This is a genomic window from Streptosporangium sp. NPDC005286, assembly GCF_040607515.1.
Taxonomy (GTDB): Bacteria; Actinomycetota; Actinomycetes; order Streptosporangiales; family Streptosporangiaceae; genus Streptosporangium.
Genome location: NZ_JBEXGU010000208.1, coordinates 1 through 14,127, shown reverse-complemented (window position 1 = coordinate 14,127; position 14,127 = coordinate 1). Strand labels below are relative to the sequence as shown.

Sequence of the window (14,127 nt, the reverse complement as noted above, 5' to 3'; positions counted from 1 at the left end):
CGCCTGGCCCGCGACTACGAGGCACTGCCCACCACTTCCGAGGCCATGATCCACCTCGCCATGATCGACACCATGACTCGCCGCCTCACCGGCGAAACCACCCCAGACTGGCGCGGAACCTGAATACCCAGATCAGACAGAACTCACAGGATCAAACGCTCTCTCAGAAGTGCCTCGCACAATATGCGGGTTTCGAGAGGGCTTTTGCGAACGGCGACCCGCGGAAACGTGATCGCTCCGGGGACTTTCGCAGAACTCTCACATCTGGCCGTTTCTGCGAATCACATACCGTCACCATCATCACAGGGAGTTACCAATCACTCTTAACGAGTCCGTCACTCCGGCAGACTCGGGCCTGACAGCCGCCAGCGGGTGAGCACTCATAGCTACTGGACCTTGAGTCCTGCGCAAAGATCGTGCCCCCGCTGGTCGGCCGGGAGAGTCGATCGCCGCTGGGATGTCGTGCCCACCCGCAGAGGTGTGAGCACTGCTTGATTAGTTCGCCGATGGTTCTCCCGCAGGCCGTTGAGTATCGACCGGTGTCGAAAACGGGGAGGAAGCGGTGCGCCTGTTCGTGGGAGATGACTGGGCCGAGCAGCATCACGACGTCGAGCTGATGGACACCTCGGGGCGCAAGCTCCTGGGATGTCTTTACGGCTGGTGACGCCGACCTGAGTGAGGGGCCCAGAACAGCGGGCTACGGCTTGCGCGCCACAGCCCCGTGCGCGTCGATCCAGGGCGCGTCGTCGGTGTCGGGCCGCCAGCGTGTGATGGGTACCAGCCCCGGCTCGACCAGTTCCATATCCGCGAAGCACTCGGCCAGCTGGTCGAGCCGACGCAGGTAGTACGGCACGGCTCCGCTCTCCGCAAGCTTCTCACTGCCCTCGTTGACCGTCACGCCCGTGTCGGTCCCGTCCCAGAGCACCAGGTAGCTGCCGGAGGGCACGGCATCCATGACGCGCGAGACGATGGAGCGCATCACCGCGAAGTCCTCCACATAACCGAGGACGCCCATGAACATCACGGCGATCGGCCGGGTGAAGTCCAGGACGTTGCGGGCGTCCTCCACGATCAACTCGGGCTCGTGATAGTCACCGTCGACATAGGCGGTCACACCCTGCGGAGTGGTGTTGCGCAGCAGCGCCCTGGCGTGCACCAGCACCATGGGGTCGTTGTCGACGTAGACGATCCGCGCATGCGGCATGACCTGCTGAGCCACCTCGTGGGTGTTCTGCATCGTCGGCAGGCCGGTGCCGATGTCGAGGAACTGGTCGATTCCGGCCTCCGCGGCCAGGTGATGCACCACCCGGATGAGGAACTTCCGCGACTGCGCCGCCATCGTCACGATCTCGGGGTAGACCGCGGCGACTGCGTCGCCAGCCGTCCTGTCCGCCTCGAAGTTGTCCTTGCCGCCCATCCAGTAATTCCAGATCCGCGCCGCGTGCGGAATCTGCGGCTGGATCTTCGCGGCTAGGTCGCCGCGCCAGGGGATCAGAGGATCAGCCATGTGCTCGAACTCCGGAGGAAGGGGTGAGGTGACGAGAGCCGTGCAAGAGCGATCATAAGCCTCGGCGGCTGCGCGCACCGCCATGACAAGGCATGAAGGCCACGAGAGATCTCTTTACGATGAGTAACGGAGGCAATCTACAAGGTCCACGGCCTCGTCAAGCGCTCGAATTTCCTGGCCAGTGTGCCGGGCAACAGCATGCTGTACGAACTGCGCCTCCGTTATCCCGACGGCACACTCAAAACGATCAACCTCAGCGTGTTCGGCCCCGTTCTACTACCGGCCCAGACCGTGTACCGCTCGAATATTGAGTTTCGTAGTCTGAACCGGGGTTACCCGGCGTGGCGGTATTCGCTGATCATGCCCGTGACGACGGGTTTTCGGGGGACGGATCGCAGTTCGGCCCCATCCCGGACGGGCTGCGTTTCGGAGTCCGGGGGTCGCTGGTGGCGAGATTGGCAGGGCCTGTGCCCGTTGTAGTGGATCAGGTACTCGCGAAGCACCAGGGGCAGGTGGCGTTCGCCAAGGATCAAGATCCGGTCCAGCAGTTCGCGGCAGAGGGTTCCGATCACGCGTTCGCAGATGGCCTTCATCCTTGGCGTCTGCGGCGGGGTGGTGATGATCCGCAGCCCTCCGGCCTTGAACACCTCGGCGAACGCGGCGGTGAAGAGCGGATCGCGGCGCGATGGAGTTTCCGGGTCGGCGGCGACGTCGAGACCACACCCGTGGTGGCCGGCGGCCTCGTGTACGTCGGCAGCTCGAACGGCGACCTCTCGGCGCTGCCCACGACCGGCGACTAGCGCCCACGGGCCACCGAAGACCCTGGAAGCTCATATTTCACTACAAACCCGATGATTCTCTTGAAACCTACAAACAACGCAGTGCCGGACGAACGGCAACAAAACGCCTCCAGACTCGCCTCCAGCAAAATCTTGGAGGTACGTGTGGAGTACAGCAGACGCGATTTCCTGTCCGCCGTCGGTGTTTCCGGCGGCGCAGGGCGAAGTCGTCCACTGCCACTACCCGCACCGCGCCGACCGGCGGTTCAGGGACCGACCGCACCAGCCGCAACAGGGTGTCCTTGGCGACCGGCATCCCGAGCCGAGCCGCCAGGCGAGCGCCTGCCCGAGCCGCCATCCCTACCGCGACCGAGGTCGGCATCCTCCGCAGCAGCGGCGTGTAGCGGGCGTGCGGACGGGTCAACCCGTCCACCTGCTCGACGAACGTCGCCGCCGCACACGCGGCGTTCACGCACTTGAAACGCCGTGCCGTCACCGCCGGCACCGTCTTCACACCGCCGACCGCAGCGTCAGCCAGTCGCCGAACGTAGCGGTCATGCACCCTGCCCGAGACAACGCCGCAGTGCGGACACACTCCCGTATCTGCCCGGCATCGGGCCCGCAACGTCACCGTCCCCGCCAGGTGTTCCACGGCCTCGACCACGATCCCCGCCCAATGCGGGATCAACTCCTCAACGCGGGCCGCCCGTCCGGCTAGTGTTGCTCCGCATGACGCATACCGAGATCGAGGTCACCGCGGAGTTGGTGCGGGATCTGCTGCGTGACCAGCATCCCGACCTGGCCGATTACCCGGTGAGTCTCGGCGCGCGTGGCTGGGACAACCAGATTTGGCGGCTCGGCGACGACCTCGCCGTCCGGTTGCCCTGGGCGACGGAGTCCGCGGACGCGCTGCTGCGCAAGGAGCACACCTGGCTGCCCGCCCTGGCCCCGAGCCTTCCTCTGCCGGTCCCCGTCCCGCAACGCCTCGGCGAGCCCTCCGCACGGTTTCCGCGCCCCTGGATCGTCACCACCTGGGTGCCGGGCGAGCCCGCCGACCGCGCCCCCGTCACACGCGGCGCTGAGGCGGCCACCACCCTGGCCGCCTTCCTGACCGCTCTTCACCAACCCGCCCCCGAAGAGGTGGACACCGCCGGCCGGGGCCGCGGAGGGCCGCTGGCCGGCTCCTCCGAGTGGGTCGCCAAGCAGCTCGCCTCGGCCACCGAGCTGGGGCTGATCCCCGACCCGGACGCCGTCCGCGCGCTCTGGGAAGACGCCGCCGCCGCGCCCGACTGGGCCGGCCCGGCGCTCTGGCTTCACGGCGACCTGCATCCGGCCAACGTCCTCACCGCGGACGGCACCATCTGCGGCGTGATCGACTTCGGCGACCTGTTCGCCGGCGATCCGGCCGTCGACCTCGCCGCCGCTTGGATTCTGCTGCCGGACGGCACCGCCGACCGCTTCCATGCCGCCTACCAGCCGGCCCCGGAGGCCGCGACCCTGCGCCGCGCCCGCGGATGGGCCGTGATCCGCGCCCTCGTCGGCCTTCACGTCGGCGACGCCGGCGTCCACGGCCGACCAGGCGGCAAGGCCACGTGGGGCCCACCCGCCCACGCCGCACTGCGACGCCTCATCGCAACGGCCCATCGCTGATCGATCACCTCTCCACGCGCTCGAATACCTTCGCGCCGGACCCCACCATGCTCGGCATGCTGGGATCTGCTTGCCTGACGTGCCTTAACGACCTTCATGCGACTGACCAGCAGGTTCGCTTGACAACCCCAGATAACGATCGAGGTCTTGGGCGTGAACATCGAGGACCTGGACCTGGCAGGGCGCCGGGCCCCGGCGAAGGCGAAGGGTGCCCGGCCGCGCATCCGACGCCGCGGCGCGGTGCGCGAGGACTTCGTGCTGGAGACGGTGTACTGGGGCGCGGGCACCGCCCGGCTGCTGCCCCGCCTGCTCAAGGGCCGTACGCGGGGGCCGGTGTTCGTCACCCACCGCAGGCCGGGCCCAGGCAAGGTCGTCAGCCCGCGCGACGTGTGCCCGGACACCGGGCTGGTCCGGCTGTCGTACGGGCAGGCCCGCATGCTGCTGGACGAGCACACCGCCCTCGGCGGCGAGAGCGGCACGGGCTGGGATCTGCACGAGTGGCGGCATTCCGGGCTCACGCACCTCGGCGAGGCGGGGGCGAGCCTGCTGATGCTGATGGCGAAGTCCCGGCACAAGGAGCCCGAGAACGTACGGAAGTACTTCCATCCCTCAGCGGAGGCGATCGCCGAGGTCACGAGCCTGCTCGCGCCCGGCGACAGCCGACGCCGACCACACGACCGGGTGGTCAGCGTGCGGCGGACGGCCTGTCGGACTGGGAATGGTAGTACCCCACGCCACCGGCCTCGGTATCCACGGTCGCGTCGAGCACGCCAGGGCTTACGGCATGATCACGACAGGTTCGGGGTTACCAGGGGATGACGCCGTCGTCCTCGAAGAACGAACCGGTCGGGCCGCCGTCGGGCAGCGTGGCGAGCCGGATCGGTGTGGCTGCGCCCTGCTCGGGAGTGCGGGGTCCATGGAAGCCGGTGAAGTCGGTCGCGACCAGGCCCGGGCAGGCGGCGTTGATCAGGATGTTCGTACCGGCGAACTGCCGGGCGTACTGCACGGTGACGGCGTTGAGGAACGACTTCGACGGCGAGTAGGCCGCCATGATGGGGCCGATCTCGATGTCCGGGTCCGCCTGCCGGGTCAGGGAGGCGACGGCACTGGAGACGTTGACGATGCGTGGCGACGTCGAGCGCCGCAGCAGGGGTAGCATCGCGTTGGTCACCCGGATGACACCGATGACGTTGGTCTCCACGACCGTACGGACCACGTCGAGGTCGAGCGTGGTCGGGTCCTGGATCCACCCCGGCCCCGTCTCTCCTGAGATACCGGCGTTGTTGACCAAGACGTCCAGGCGCCCGGCCTGCCGTTCGACCAATTCCGCGGCGTCGGTGACACTCTGGTCGCCGGTCACGTCCAGCGGCACCCCGAACGCGTCCACCCCGGCGGCGCGCAGCTTCTCAACGGCGACCTCAAGGCGGACCTCGTCGCGGGCTCCCACGCCCACGCGGTACCCGAGGGCGCCCAGCCCTGTCGCAATTTCGTACCCGATTCCCTTGTTCGCGCCGGTCACCAGCGCGATCTTCGTTTCGCTCATGCCGTCGATGTTCGCTCGCGGACGAGTGGTGCATCCAACACCGATGCGGTGCCCTGTCATACCCGGCAGGTATCACAGAGGTATGGTGAAGCCATGGACACCCTGGAGACCCGCGAGCTGAGGTACTTCATGGCCGTCGCCGAGGAACTGCACTTCGGCCGCGCCGCCGAGCGCCTCGGCATGGCCCAGCCACCGCTCTCCCGGGCGATCCAGCAGCTCGAGCGGCGCCTCGGCGTCTCCCTGCTGAAACGTAACCGCCGCGGCGTCTCCCTGACCGGCGCCGGAGAGGTACTGCTGCACGAGGGCCGCGCAGCCCTCGACGCGACCACCGCCGCCGCTCGCCGTACCCGTCGCGCCGGTGGCGCCGACAGTCCGGGCGGCCCCCGCAACCGCCTGGTGCTGGCAGTGAAGGCCGCCGCATCTCACGAGTTGCTGCAGAAGCTCCTCGACGCCTACGCGGCCGAGCCCGACGCCGCCGAGATCGAGGTGCTGCCGAGCGGCACGTGCGAGCAGGAAGAGATGCTGCGCGATGGCCGCGCTGATGTGGCGCTCATGCACGCGCCGTTCAACTCCCTCGCCGGGTTCGACAGCGAGGAACTGATGACCGAGGGGCAGATCGCTATCCTGCCCGCCGGGCACCCCCTCGCCGCGCACAAGACGTTGTCCCTGGCCGACGTCAGCGACATCCCCGATCTTCCGCTCGCCCGCTGGTCCCGCCACGGCACCTACCCACCCGGACCGGGCCCCGAGATCCACGACCAGACGCAGCTGGCCCAGCTGATCGCCCTCGGACGCACCGTGGCCGTCTTCCCCGACTCCGCCCGCGCCTGGCTATGGGCCGAGCACACCGCCGTCCCCCTGACCGACGCACCCCCCGTCGTCACCCACATCGCCTGGCCCGCGCACAGCCGCTCCCTCGCCCTCGCCGGGCTGATCCGCACGGCCACACGGCTATGACCCTCTCGCGCCTTCCATCGCCGCCGTCACCCTGATGACACACCGCCTGACCGCCGGCCCCCACACCCCACCGCCGCCCGCCCACGGGCACCGCCGCGACTCCGTGTACTGCCGACCTCCGCGCCGGCAGAGGGCGTGCCGGGCCGCCCACGGGACGGGCGGGTCCGCGAAGCCGTCACGGCCCCGGCGGGCGAGACAACTCCCGGAACCCCTTCTGGGTCGCTGACCAGCAGGTACTCCCTGATCAAGATGGTCACGACCACGACGAGCCGATGATGCCGTACGGCATTGCCGCATCACTCGTCGTCGGTGGCGTCCTTGCCGCGCAGCGGGCGCAGGCCGCCCGGCAGCCCGGGGAGCTGGAACGAATAAACGGTGAGAGGCGGGCGACGTCCTCGTCGCGGACATCGAAGCCGTCAGCGCGCAGCTGGTTCACCGCGGCGCCCATATACCGCGTGTTGAGCAGGTTGTGCGCACGCCCCTTGGCCTGCACCTTCTCCAGATCCGAGTCATCCAGGAAGAAGTACCACTCCAGCTCCGCACGAGACGGCGCCCCGTTGAACGCCGCGTATAGATTTTGGAATACGTCTTCGGCCTGAGCGTGGACGGCTTCGAGCAGGACGTGCGCAAGGTCGTCGCGCACTTCTCCGACGGGTCGTCCGGCGAATTCGACCTCCTGGTCGGCGCGGACGGACAGGGGTCGCACATCCGGCGGGCGATCCTCCCGGAAGGCTTCGACCCGTACTGGCGGGTCGGCATCCACATGGCCTACTGGTTCGTCCCGCGCATCGCGTCCGACAGCAACATCCGCGACACCTACATGGTCCCGGGCGGTCGCCAGATCATGCGTCGCAGCCACAACCCGACCGAGACGCAGGTGTACTTCGTGATGCGGGAGGACTCCGAGGAAGCCTCGGCGATCCACCGGGAGCCCGTCGAGCGCCAGCAGGAGTTCTGGGCCGACAGGTTCCGCGACGCCGGATGGCAGACCGAGCGCTTCGTCGAGGGCATGAAGACGAGCCCGTTCTTCTACTCCCAGGAGATCCTCCAGGTGCGCACCGACACCTGATCCAAAGGCCGCGTGGCCCTGGCCGGTGACGCCGCGCACTGCGCCTCCCCCGAAGTCGATCTGGGGTAGGTCGGAGTCGAAGTCGTCGGGGCGTAGACGCAGTACGTCGGTGGCATACAGGCCGAACCGGCCGATGTGCGCGGTCAGGTAGGGCGACAGTTGCGCGATGTCGGCGGCGGTGATGTCCTTGCCCTTCTCGGGTTGCCAGCCCTCGGCCGGCAGCTGGCGCAGCACGTCGGTCATGTCCAGCGCGGTGTGGAAGATCACGCAGTTGGCCAGCAGAGAGTTGAATTTGATCATCTTCTCCTGCTCGGGTGCGGCCGGAATGCGGCAGAAAGACACCGCGCCGGGACGCTGACCGGACAGAACCTGGAAAGCCATCGACGAAGTTCTGGCACGCAGCCAACACCTGTGAGGCACAGTGAGCCCGGACGCTCCCCCTGCTGGGCATCGAAGCCTCCCGGAGGTTTGTCGGGGGTGAGTGTTACGGTCGCGCGCATGCGAAGCAGTTACCTTGCGTGGGACGACGCGGTGGACCTGTTCGAGCGGCGGAGGCTGCCGGAGGGGACGTACGAGAACCTGTACGAGGAGGAGTACATCCTGGTGCCCGGTCCGGCCTCGGTGACCGGGGAACTCCCCCTCAACGAGCACGAGCGGACTCCGTGGCGGACGGACACGCCCAACGCGGCCACCGGATACGTCGTGGACGGCGATCTGACCGTAGAGGGCAACATCGTCAACGTGGACGACGGCGCCGCCGCGCTGGTCGTCCTGGGAGACCTGCGGGCGAGGAACATCTACCTGGCGGGTGACACGAAGCTGATCGTGCTCGGCCACGTGACGGCGGAGACCTTCGTCGGCGACATGACCGACAAACTGGTGATGATCCACGGCGATCTGCGCACCACGGTGGCGATTTTCTGGAGGGAGTTCTGCCCCGACCTGGTCGCCGGCACGCTCCACGGCAGAACCCTCGCCCCCGCCTACCTCGACCTGCCCACGGCTCCCATCGGCGGCCTGGTCGACCCGACGCCCGATGCCCCGCTGACCAGCCTCCTGGTCCCCGAACTACTGATCAAGGGCGCCGTCAGCCCCGACGACTTCCCTGAGATCGGCATCCGTGGATCCACCCTCCGTGAGCACCTCCTCTCTGGCCTCCCCCTCACCAGAACCCCCTGATCCACAACCCCTTGTCCAGGGTGAAGGAGGAACAGGCAGGCTTAGCCAGAGTGGCACTCCCTGCACTGAATTGCCCCTTCGCCGTCCTGGCGTTCTGGGCGGTCAAGCCACCGTCGCTGCCATGGGAGGAAGCCCGGGGCGGCGGGCACGAGCGTCGAGACGGCGACCCGAGCAGCGGGCTCGCTGCCCGAACCCATCACGATCACCGGCACAGCGGCGTCCGCCCTCACGATTGCCGACTTCGGCGGCCCGCGGCTCGGCGTCCGCCTGTCGCTCGGCGAACTCGGCGGTCAGCCGGACGGACGCCACGGCCTGGCGACCGCGGCCGCATTGAGCGAAGAGCGACGCTTCCGCGTCCCGTTGCGAGCGGTGCTCCCCCTCGCACAGGCGGCCGAGGCCCACGACTCACCGAACGAGGACCACAACGGGGCAAGATCGCCCTTCGACTGTGCGTCCTGCACCAGTCGCACCTCCTGCGCGGCGGCATGTATCCCGTATGACACGCGCAGCGCGACACTTTGTGATCGCGGCGGTGCGCCCCCAAGCGGACCGGACTACCTCCGTAGTCGCACGCAAGGCTGAACGTTTGACCGAAGTGGAGGCCGTGGCGGGATCGAGAGCATGGGCGGCATGGAAATCAAGATCATGCGCGTCCGCGTTGCGGGCGCTGCCGCCTTGGGGCTCCTCGCTCTCCTCGCATCCACGCCGGCCCAGGCCGCCAACGTGGCGCGGACCGAGCCCGTCGCGGACGAGCGCCTGGCGCTGCCGGCGCCGACCGGATCCCAGCCGGTGGGGACGGTCAGCCTGCACCTGGTCGACCGCGGCCGTCCCGACCCCTGGGTGCCCACGCAGAAGGCCAGAGAGCTCATGGTCTCGCTGTGGTACCCCGCCGAGAAGGGCGCCGGCCGGCCCGCGCGATATATGACCGATGAGGAGGCCGCGGCCCTGCTGGAAGGTCAGAAGCTCACCGGCGTCCCGAGTGAAGTGGTCAGCGGCGCCAAGACCCACGCCGTCACCGGGGCACGTCCGGCCGGCCGCAAGGGCACGCTGCCACTCGTGGCGCTCTCGCCCGGGTTCACGATGCCGCGCTCGTCACTGACCGGCCTCGCCGAGGAACTGGCCAGCCGCGGCTACGTGGTGGCCGGCATCGACCACGTTCACGAATCGTACGGTACGAGCCTGCCCAGCGGCCGGCTGGCCGGTTGCGTGGCCTGCAAGGAGCAAAAAGCCGACCCCTGGAAGTTCGGCGACAAGGCGGTCAGGGCACGGCAGGCGGACGTGGCGTTCGTGCTCGATCGGCTGCTCGGGCGGCGCCCGGTCTGGAAGGGTGCCAAGCTCATCGACCGCTCACGCATCGGCATGGCCGGGCACTCGCTGGGCGGCGCGAGCACGTCGTGGACGATGCTGCAGGACCCGCGCGTGCGCGCCGGGATCAACATGGACGGCGCCTTCTTCGTGCCCATCCCCGACAAGGGCCTGGCACGGCCGTTCATGCTGATGGGTGCGGGCGAGGTGCACGAACCGGGCGGCAAGGACTTCACCTGGGGCCGCGACTGGGCGCGCATGACGGGCTGGAAGCGCTGGCTCACGGTGGAGGGCGGCGACCACGCCTCCTTCACGGACTACCCGCTGCTGACCAAGCGGTCGGCGAGGGAACTGGAGACCACCCGGGCCTACGTGGCCGCCTTCATGGATCGGCACCTGCGCGAGCGTGACCAGCGACTCCTGGACGGCCCCTCCGGAACCTACCCCGAGGTCAAGTTCTGGAAGTAGGGCCCCATACGCCCCGGGGCGTTCGTGAGACGGCCCGAAGGGACGGTGACGGGGTCCCGTCCGATCGTCTTGATCGGGCGGGACCCCTCGTGGTCTCGGCAGCGGTCCCGGGGCTCAGTACCCGGGAACCCGCACTACCCGGGCAGCGCCCGGGTGACCGGATCCATCCCCCGGTAGTCCCCGCAGGTAGGTGATGCCCTTGACCCGCTGGTCGGCGCGGGCCAAGGGGGTGAACACCTCATCCGACAAGAACTCGACCGGCACTGTGAACCTCCACCAGGTCAGTGACAAGAGCCCCGAAGGTTCCGGCAATGATCACTGGCGTTCAAACCGGGAATCACCAGGACAAACGCTTAGCGCACGATCTGGTTCCGATGTTCCTCAACCCCCGGATTCCAGGCTGCGCCATCGTCGGGCAGCCCGACACGGCCTCCTCGACGGCCCGGCACTCATCGTCGGAGACGTCCTCGCGCAGGAGGACGAGCTCGCCCCGCGCGTTGACCTCGAACATCTCGGGCACGAGGGACTCGCAGACGCCGAGCCCGACGCACTTGGTCAAGTCAACGACGACCTTCATTGGGCCACCTCTCCGGCAGCCGGGCCGCCCTATGCCGTACGAGCATTCCAAACGCTACCTAGTGAATATTCAATAGGTAGGGTGTGGGGCCGGCTCGCCGACCGGCCAGGGCCGAGGACACCGGTCCGTGCGTCGCCCTCGGAGATCAGGACGCCATCATGTCGTCCGCCGCCGGCGTGCCCTGCGGGATGGAGGGTCGCACCGTAGGACACGAGCGCTTCCGCGAGATCATCCGGTCCGCCCGGAACAACACCCCATACGGCGCGTGCGGCCTTCGCGTCGCATGGGAGATGCTCACCACCGAGCCGGAAAGGACCCCTTCCCCAGGCCGGGCCTACACCCCTCACCGAGTTGACGCGGTTAGTTTACATTCACTAAAAAGCCTTCGGTAGGATCGAGGCAGTGGACAGCACGACCGACCACGACCGACCTCGAAGGGAAGCTCATGGCCCGAACCGGAACCGGAACCGGCATCAGGCAGGCACGCACGCGCCTGAGCACTGATGAGCGTCGGCGCCAGTTGGCGGAGTCCGCTGGGCAGCAGTTTCACCGCCTCGGGTTCCATCAGGTCTCGATGGCGGAGGTTGCGACGTCGATCGGACTCACCGCACCGGCCATCTACCGGCACTACCGGAGCAAGCAGGAGCTGCTCGCGGCGGCGATAGGCAGCGCCCTCGACGTCGTCGACGCCGCTTCCGCCGACGCCGATTCAGCGCCGCTGCACGAGCTGCTACCGCCGTTGGCCGCCGTTGCCGTCAAGCGGCGTGAGCTGTGGACCCTGCTCCAGCGCGAGTTGCGCCACCTCGAACCGGCGCAGCGGGCGCCGATCGAGGAGCGCTTCTCGGCGTTCATCGACCGCTTCAGCTCCGCGGTGCAGCGGCTGCGCCCGGACGCCGACGCTCGAGATGTCCAACTGCTCGTCACCGCGGCCTTCGCCGTCCTTTCGAGCCCTGCGGTCTATGCGCGCAGGCTCCCCGCGGACGAACAGCAGCGCTGGCTCGCCGCCGCCGCGGAGGCGGTGTGCCGTGTGCGGTTGCCCTCGCCCGGTGGCGACCGTCACGCGCGCCAGGATACTCCGCCCGAACGAGCGGTCGCGGTGGAACCCACCGCGCCGTCCCGAAGCGAGGAACTGCTCAGGACGTCCGTACGGTTGTTCCACGAGCGGGGTTACGCGGCGGTCAGCCTCGATGACATCGGCGCCGAAGTCGGGATCGCCGGGCCGAGCATCTACTATCACTTCGCCACGAAGGCCGACCTTCTCGTCGCGGCGGTCACCAGGGCGACGGAGTGGTTGGCCGTGCACTGGGGTAGCGGCGTCGAGCCGCCGAGCCTTGACGATCTCGTAGGCGTGTACGTCGATCTCGGAGTGCGCGAACGGCTGCTCCTCGGTGTCTACGTGCTGGACGCGGTCAACCTGCCTGCCGAAGCGGGTCGGCGGATCAGGGCAGGTCTGCAGGCCGACGTCCAGGCGTGGTGCCAGGCGCTCGGCCGCGAACGCCCGGAGCTGAGCGAGGCGGAGCAGATGGTCCTCGTGCAGGCCGCGCGCGGCATCGTTCACGATGTCGTGCGGATCGGCCGGCTTCATGCCCGCCCAGGCCTGACCCAGGAGCTGCGGGTTCTCGTCCACGCCGCCCTGACAGCCGACGGACATGGGTAAGCCGGGCCGCGAGCGGAGCAGGAGGGACCTCCGAAGGGGCCGGCGCCACACCCTGTGGCCGACCATGCCTGGCTCGCTTCCACGTTGTCAGCCGGCGAACCGCTCGCGCATCTTCGTCATCGTCCGATGCTGACGGTCAACGCCCAGCCCGGCAGGGGACGCGCGCTCCGGTGTTGGGCGTCGGGGACGGGGTAGGGCAGGGTGTCGGGGTTGGGCTCGGCGAGTAAACAGGTTCGCCGGACAGCGCCGGCCCCTGGCGCTGTCCGGGTGAACCGCGTGATTCTGATCTCAGCCTGAGCCTGTGGAGTGTGACGTTTGGTTCCTGTCGAGCAGCGAGAGAAGGTACGCGCCGCCGATCTTCCCGTCGCGAGGTGGCAGGGCCCCAAGTTGACGCATCATCTCCGTGATCTCGTACTGTGCCAGGTAGCGAGACAGCAGCCCATCGGTGAACTCGAGAAAGACGTCGCAACCGTAGGTGTCGAATCGGCGGGTGGGGTCAAGTTGAGGCGGCCCGCTACCCTCCTGGCGGAACAGTACGAGCGCCCGGCCGTCCTCCGGTGCGGTGAACAGCTGCACCTCTTCGAAGTGGACGTCCGGCATCACCTTCCAGATTCGTTCGACGTACTCCCGGAGCGCTTCCCGGCCATGAATGACGTCGGTCCAGAAGACGGTGTCCTCCCAGACGATCTCCGAGTGCAGCAAGGCCAGGACCCGCTCGGTGTCGTGTGAGTTCCAGGCAGCGAGCCAGTCGGTGGCGAACCGGCGCAGGAACGCGGTGCCGACGGCGGCGTTGTTGTCCACGGTGTCTCAACTCCTCGATGTGGTGGTGAAATCTGGGTGCCGCTTCTGGAGGAAGGCGGCGATGCCCTCCGAACCGTTCGGTGTCTCGATCAGGGAGGCGATGGACTCGGCTTCGTGCTGGAGATGCTCCTTCAACGAGGTGGCGCCGGCGTCGCGTACGAGCTGAGCGGACTGTGCCAGCGCGTCGCGGGGTCCCTCTGCGAGCGAACGTGCCAGCCGCAACGCTTCCTCGTACACAGTGCCGGGCTCGACGACGCGGCTGACCAATCCCAGCCTTTCCGCCTCGATACCGTCCAGCCGCCGGTTGGTCAGGATCAGGTCGTTGGCGCGGGCCGGGCCGAGCAGCCTCGTCAGGATCCAGGACACCCCGCAGTCGGGAGAGAGCCCGGCTGCGGTGTACGCGACCACGAAGCGGGCGGTGCGCTCAGCCAGCACGAGGTCGGCGGCGAGGGCGAAGCCGATCCCGCCGCCGGCACAGGCGCCGCGGACGGCGCTGATCACTGGCACGGGAAGCGCGCGAAGCCCGAGCACGGCCTCGTGCGCAGTGTCGGCGAGTTCCGCGAGGAACACGCCGGGTGCCGCCGCGGTGGCGAAAACCGGCAGATCTCCGCCGACGCAGAACAGCGCGCCCGGCA

16 protein-coding genes and 1 pseudogene are annotated in these 14,127 nt (G+C 68.4%); 8 read left to right on the top strand and 9 right to left on the bottom strand.

The features are described from left to right. Nucleotides 1-123, top strand: a pseudogene (locus ABZU75_RS41020) (IS5/IS1182 family transposase); the annotation flags it as partial. A 574-nt stretch (nucleotides 124-697) separates the two neighbouring features. Here the strand turns inward: ABZU75_RS41020 and ABZU75_RS41015 are convergent. Next, nucleotides 698-1,507, bottom strand: coding sequence for an SAM-dependent methyltransferase (locus ABZU75_RS41015; RefSeq protein WP_355567077.1), 810 nt, complete (start codon nucleotides 1,505-1,507; stop codon nucleotides 698-700). Between the two features lie 332 nt (nucleotides 1,508-1,839). Continuing rightward, entirely contained in the window at nucleotides 1,840-2,100 is a 261-nt protein-coding gene (locus ABZU75_RS41010; protein WP_355567074.1) for a hypothetical protein, read from the bottom strand. On the opposite strand from ABZU75_RS41010, the gene ABZU75_RS41005 reads away from it, so the two are divergent. Further along, nucleotides 1,987-2,307 (top strand): PQQ-binding-like beta-propeller repeat protein, encoded by a 321-nt coding sequence (locus tag ABZU75_RS41005; protein WP_355567071.1) that lies wholly within the window; start codon nucleotides 1,987-1,989, stop codon nucleotides 2,305-2,307. The two genes, ABZU75_RS41010 and ABZU75_RS41005, sit on opposite strands and share 114 nt — an antisense overlap. 67 nt (nucleotides 2,308-2,374) lie before the next feature. Here the strand turns inward: ABZU75_RS41005 and ABZU75_RS41000 are convergent, their stop codons facing one another. Beyond that, entirely contained in the window at nucleotides 2,375-2,881 is a 507-nt protein-coding gene (locus ABZU75_RS41000; protein WP_355567080.1) for a transposase family protein, read from the bottom strand. 134 nt (nucleotides 2,882-3,015) lie between these two features. Between ABZU75_RS41000 and ABZU75_RS40995 the strand changes: the two genes are divergently transcribed. Beyond that, nucleotides 3,016-3,936, top strand: coding sequence for an aminoglycoside phosphotransferase family protein (locus tag ABZU75_RS40995; RefSeq protein ID WP_355567068.1), 921 nt, complete (start codon nucleotides 3,016-3,018; stop codon nucleotides 3,934-3,936). 153 nt (nucleotides 3,937-4,089) lie between these two features. Further along, entirely contained in the window at nucleotides 4,090-4,755 is a 666-nt protein-coding gene (locus tag ABZU75_RS40990) for a hypothetical protein (RefSeq protein WP_355567066.1), read from the top strand. On the opposite strand, the gene ABZU75_RS40985 is transcribed toward ABZU75_RS40990, so the two are convergent. Continuing rightward, nucleotides 4,742-5,479, bottom strand: coding sequence for an SDR family oxidoreductase (locus ABZU75_RS40985; protein ID WP_355567063.1), 738 nt, complete (start codon nucleotides 5,477-5,479; stop codon nucleotides 4,742-4,744). The genes ABZU75_RS40990 and ABZU75_RS40985 overlap by 14 nt on opposite strands. 93 nt (nucleotides 5,480-5,572) lie before the next feature. On the opposite strand from ABZU75_RS40985, the gene ABZU75_RS40980 reads away from it, so the two are divergent. Beyond that, complete coding sequence (locus tag ABZU75_RS40980; protein ID WP_355567060.1) at nucleotides 5,573-6,436, top strand: LysR family transcriptional regulator; 864 nt, start codon at nucleotides 5,573-5,575, stop codon at nucleotides 6,434-6,436. Nucleotides 6,437-6,689: 253 nt separating this feature from the next. On the opposite strand, the gene ABZU75_RS40975 is transcribed toward ABZU75_RS40980, so the two are convergent. Beyond that, a complete protein-coding gene (locus ABZU75_RS40975) occupies nucleotides 6,690-7,886 on the bottom strand; it encodes a Tn3 family transposase (protein WP_355567058.1) in 1,197 nt (398 codons plus the stop codon). Between the two features lie 117 nt (nucleotides 7,887-8,003). On the opposite strand from ABZU75_RS40975, the gene ABZU75_RS40970 reads away from it, so the two are divergent. After that, on the top strand, nucleotides 8,004-8,684 hold the full coding sequence (locus tag ABZU75_RS40970) for a polymer-forming cytoskeletal protein (protein ID WP_355567055.1): 681 nt from the start codon (nucleotides 8,004-8,006) through the stop codon (nucleotides 8,682-8,684). 630 nt (nucleotides 8,685-9,314) lie between these two features. Then, nucleotides 9,315-10,457 (top strand): alpha/beta hydrolase, encoded by a 1,143-nt coding sequence (locus tag ABZU75_RS40965; RefSeq protein WP_355567052.1) that lies wholly within the window; start codon nucleotides 9,315-9,317, stop codon nucleotides 10,455-10,457. Nucleotides 10,458-10,571: 114 nt separating this feature from the next. Here ABZU75_RS40965 and ABZU75_RS40960 read toward each other — a convergent pair whose 3' ends face one another. Continuing rightward, nucleotides 10,572-10,721, bottom strand: coding sequence for a hypothetical protein (locus tag ABZU75_RS40960; RefSeq protein ID WP_355567050.1), 150 nt, complete (start codon nucleotides 10,719-10,721; stop codon nucleotides 10,572-10,574). Between the two features lie 73 nt (nucleotides 10,722-10,794). Continuing rightward, the gene (locus ABZU75_RS40955) at nucleotides 10,795-11,034 is read right to left on the bottom strand and encodes a ferredoxin (protein WP_355567047.1); all 240 of its coding nucleotides are present in this window, start codon (nucleotides 11,032-11,034) and stop codon (nucleotides 10,795-10,797) included. Between the two features lie 445 nt (nucleotides 11,035-11,479). Here ABZU75_RS40955 and ABZU75_RS40950 point away from each other — a divergent pair, with 445 nt between their 5' ends. Beyond that, nucleotides 11,480-12,691: a TetR/AcrR family transcriptional regulator gene (locus tag ABZU75_RS40950; protein ID WP_355567044.1), complete on the top strand. Its 1,212-nt coding sequence runs from the start codon at nucleotides 11,480-11,482 to the stop codon at nucleotides 12,689-12,691. A gap of 288 nt (nucleotides 12,692-12,979) precedes the next feature. Here the strand turns inward: ABZU75_RS40950 and ABZU75_RS40945 are convergent, their stop codons facing one another. Together ABZU75_RS40945 and ABZU75_RS40940 are read right to left on the bottom strand one after the other, a co-directional pair. After that, nucleotides 12,980-13,492: a nuclear transport factor 2 family protein gene (locus ABZU75_RS40945; RefSeq protein ID WP_355567041.1), complete on the bottom strand. Its 513-nt coding sequence runs from the start codon at nucleotides 13,490-13,492 to the stop codon at nucleotides 12,980-12,982. A 6-nt stretch (nucleotides 13,493-13,498) separates the two neighbouring features. Beyond that, nucleotides 13,499-14,127, bottom strand: a 629-nt coding sequence (locus tag ABZU75_RS40940) for an enoyl-CoA hydratase-related protein (protein WP_355567038.1), incomplete at its 5' end; no start/stop codon positions are given.

Bases quoted from the DNA above. Each gene is read 5' to 3' on its own strand.
- ABZU75_RS41015 (WP_355567077.1), bottom strand. From the start codon at position 1,507: ATGGCTGATCCTCTGATCCCCTGGCGCGGCGACCTAGCCGCGAAGATC.
- ABZU75_RS41010 (WP_355567074.1), bottom strand. From the start codon at position 2,100: ATGAAGGCCATCTGCGAACGCGTGATCGGAACCCTCTGCCGCGAACTG.
- ABZU75_RS40995 (WP_355567068.1), top strand. From the start codon at position 3,016: ATGACGCATACCGAGATCGAGGTCACCGCGGAGTTGGTGCGGGATCTG.
- ABZU75_RS40985 (WP_355567063.1), bottom strand. From the start codon at position 5,479: ATGAGCGAAACGAAGATCGCGCTGGTGACCGGCGCGAACAAGGGAATC.
- ABZU75_RS40980 (WP_355567060.1), top strand. From the start codon at position 5,573: ATGGACACCCTGGAGACCCGCGAGCTGAGGTACTTCATGGCCGTCGCC.
- ABZU75_RS40975 (WP_355567058.1), bottom strand. From the start codon at position 7,886: ATGGCTTTCCAGGTTCTGTCCGGTCAGCGTCCCGGCGCGGTGTCTTTC.
- ABZU75_RS40970 (WP_355567055.1), top strand. From the start codon at position 8,004: ATGCGAAGCAGTTACCTTGCGTGGGACGACGCGGTGGACCTGTTCGAG.
- ABZU75_RS40965 (WP_355567052.1), top strand. From the start codon at position 9,315: ATGGAAATCAAGATCATGCGCGTCCGCGTTGCGGGCGCTGCCGCCTTG.
- ABZU75_RS40955 (WP_355567047.1), bottom strand. From the start codon at position 11,034: ATGAAGGTCGTCGTTGACTTGACCAAGTGCGTCGGGCTCGGCGTCTGC.
- ABZU75_RS40950 (WP_355567044.1), top strand. From the start codon at position 11,480: ATGGCCCGAACCGGAACCGGAACCGGCATCAGGCAGGCACGCACGCGC.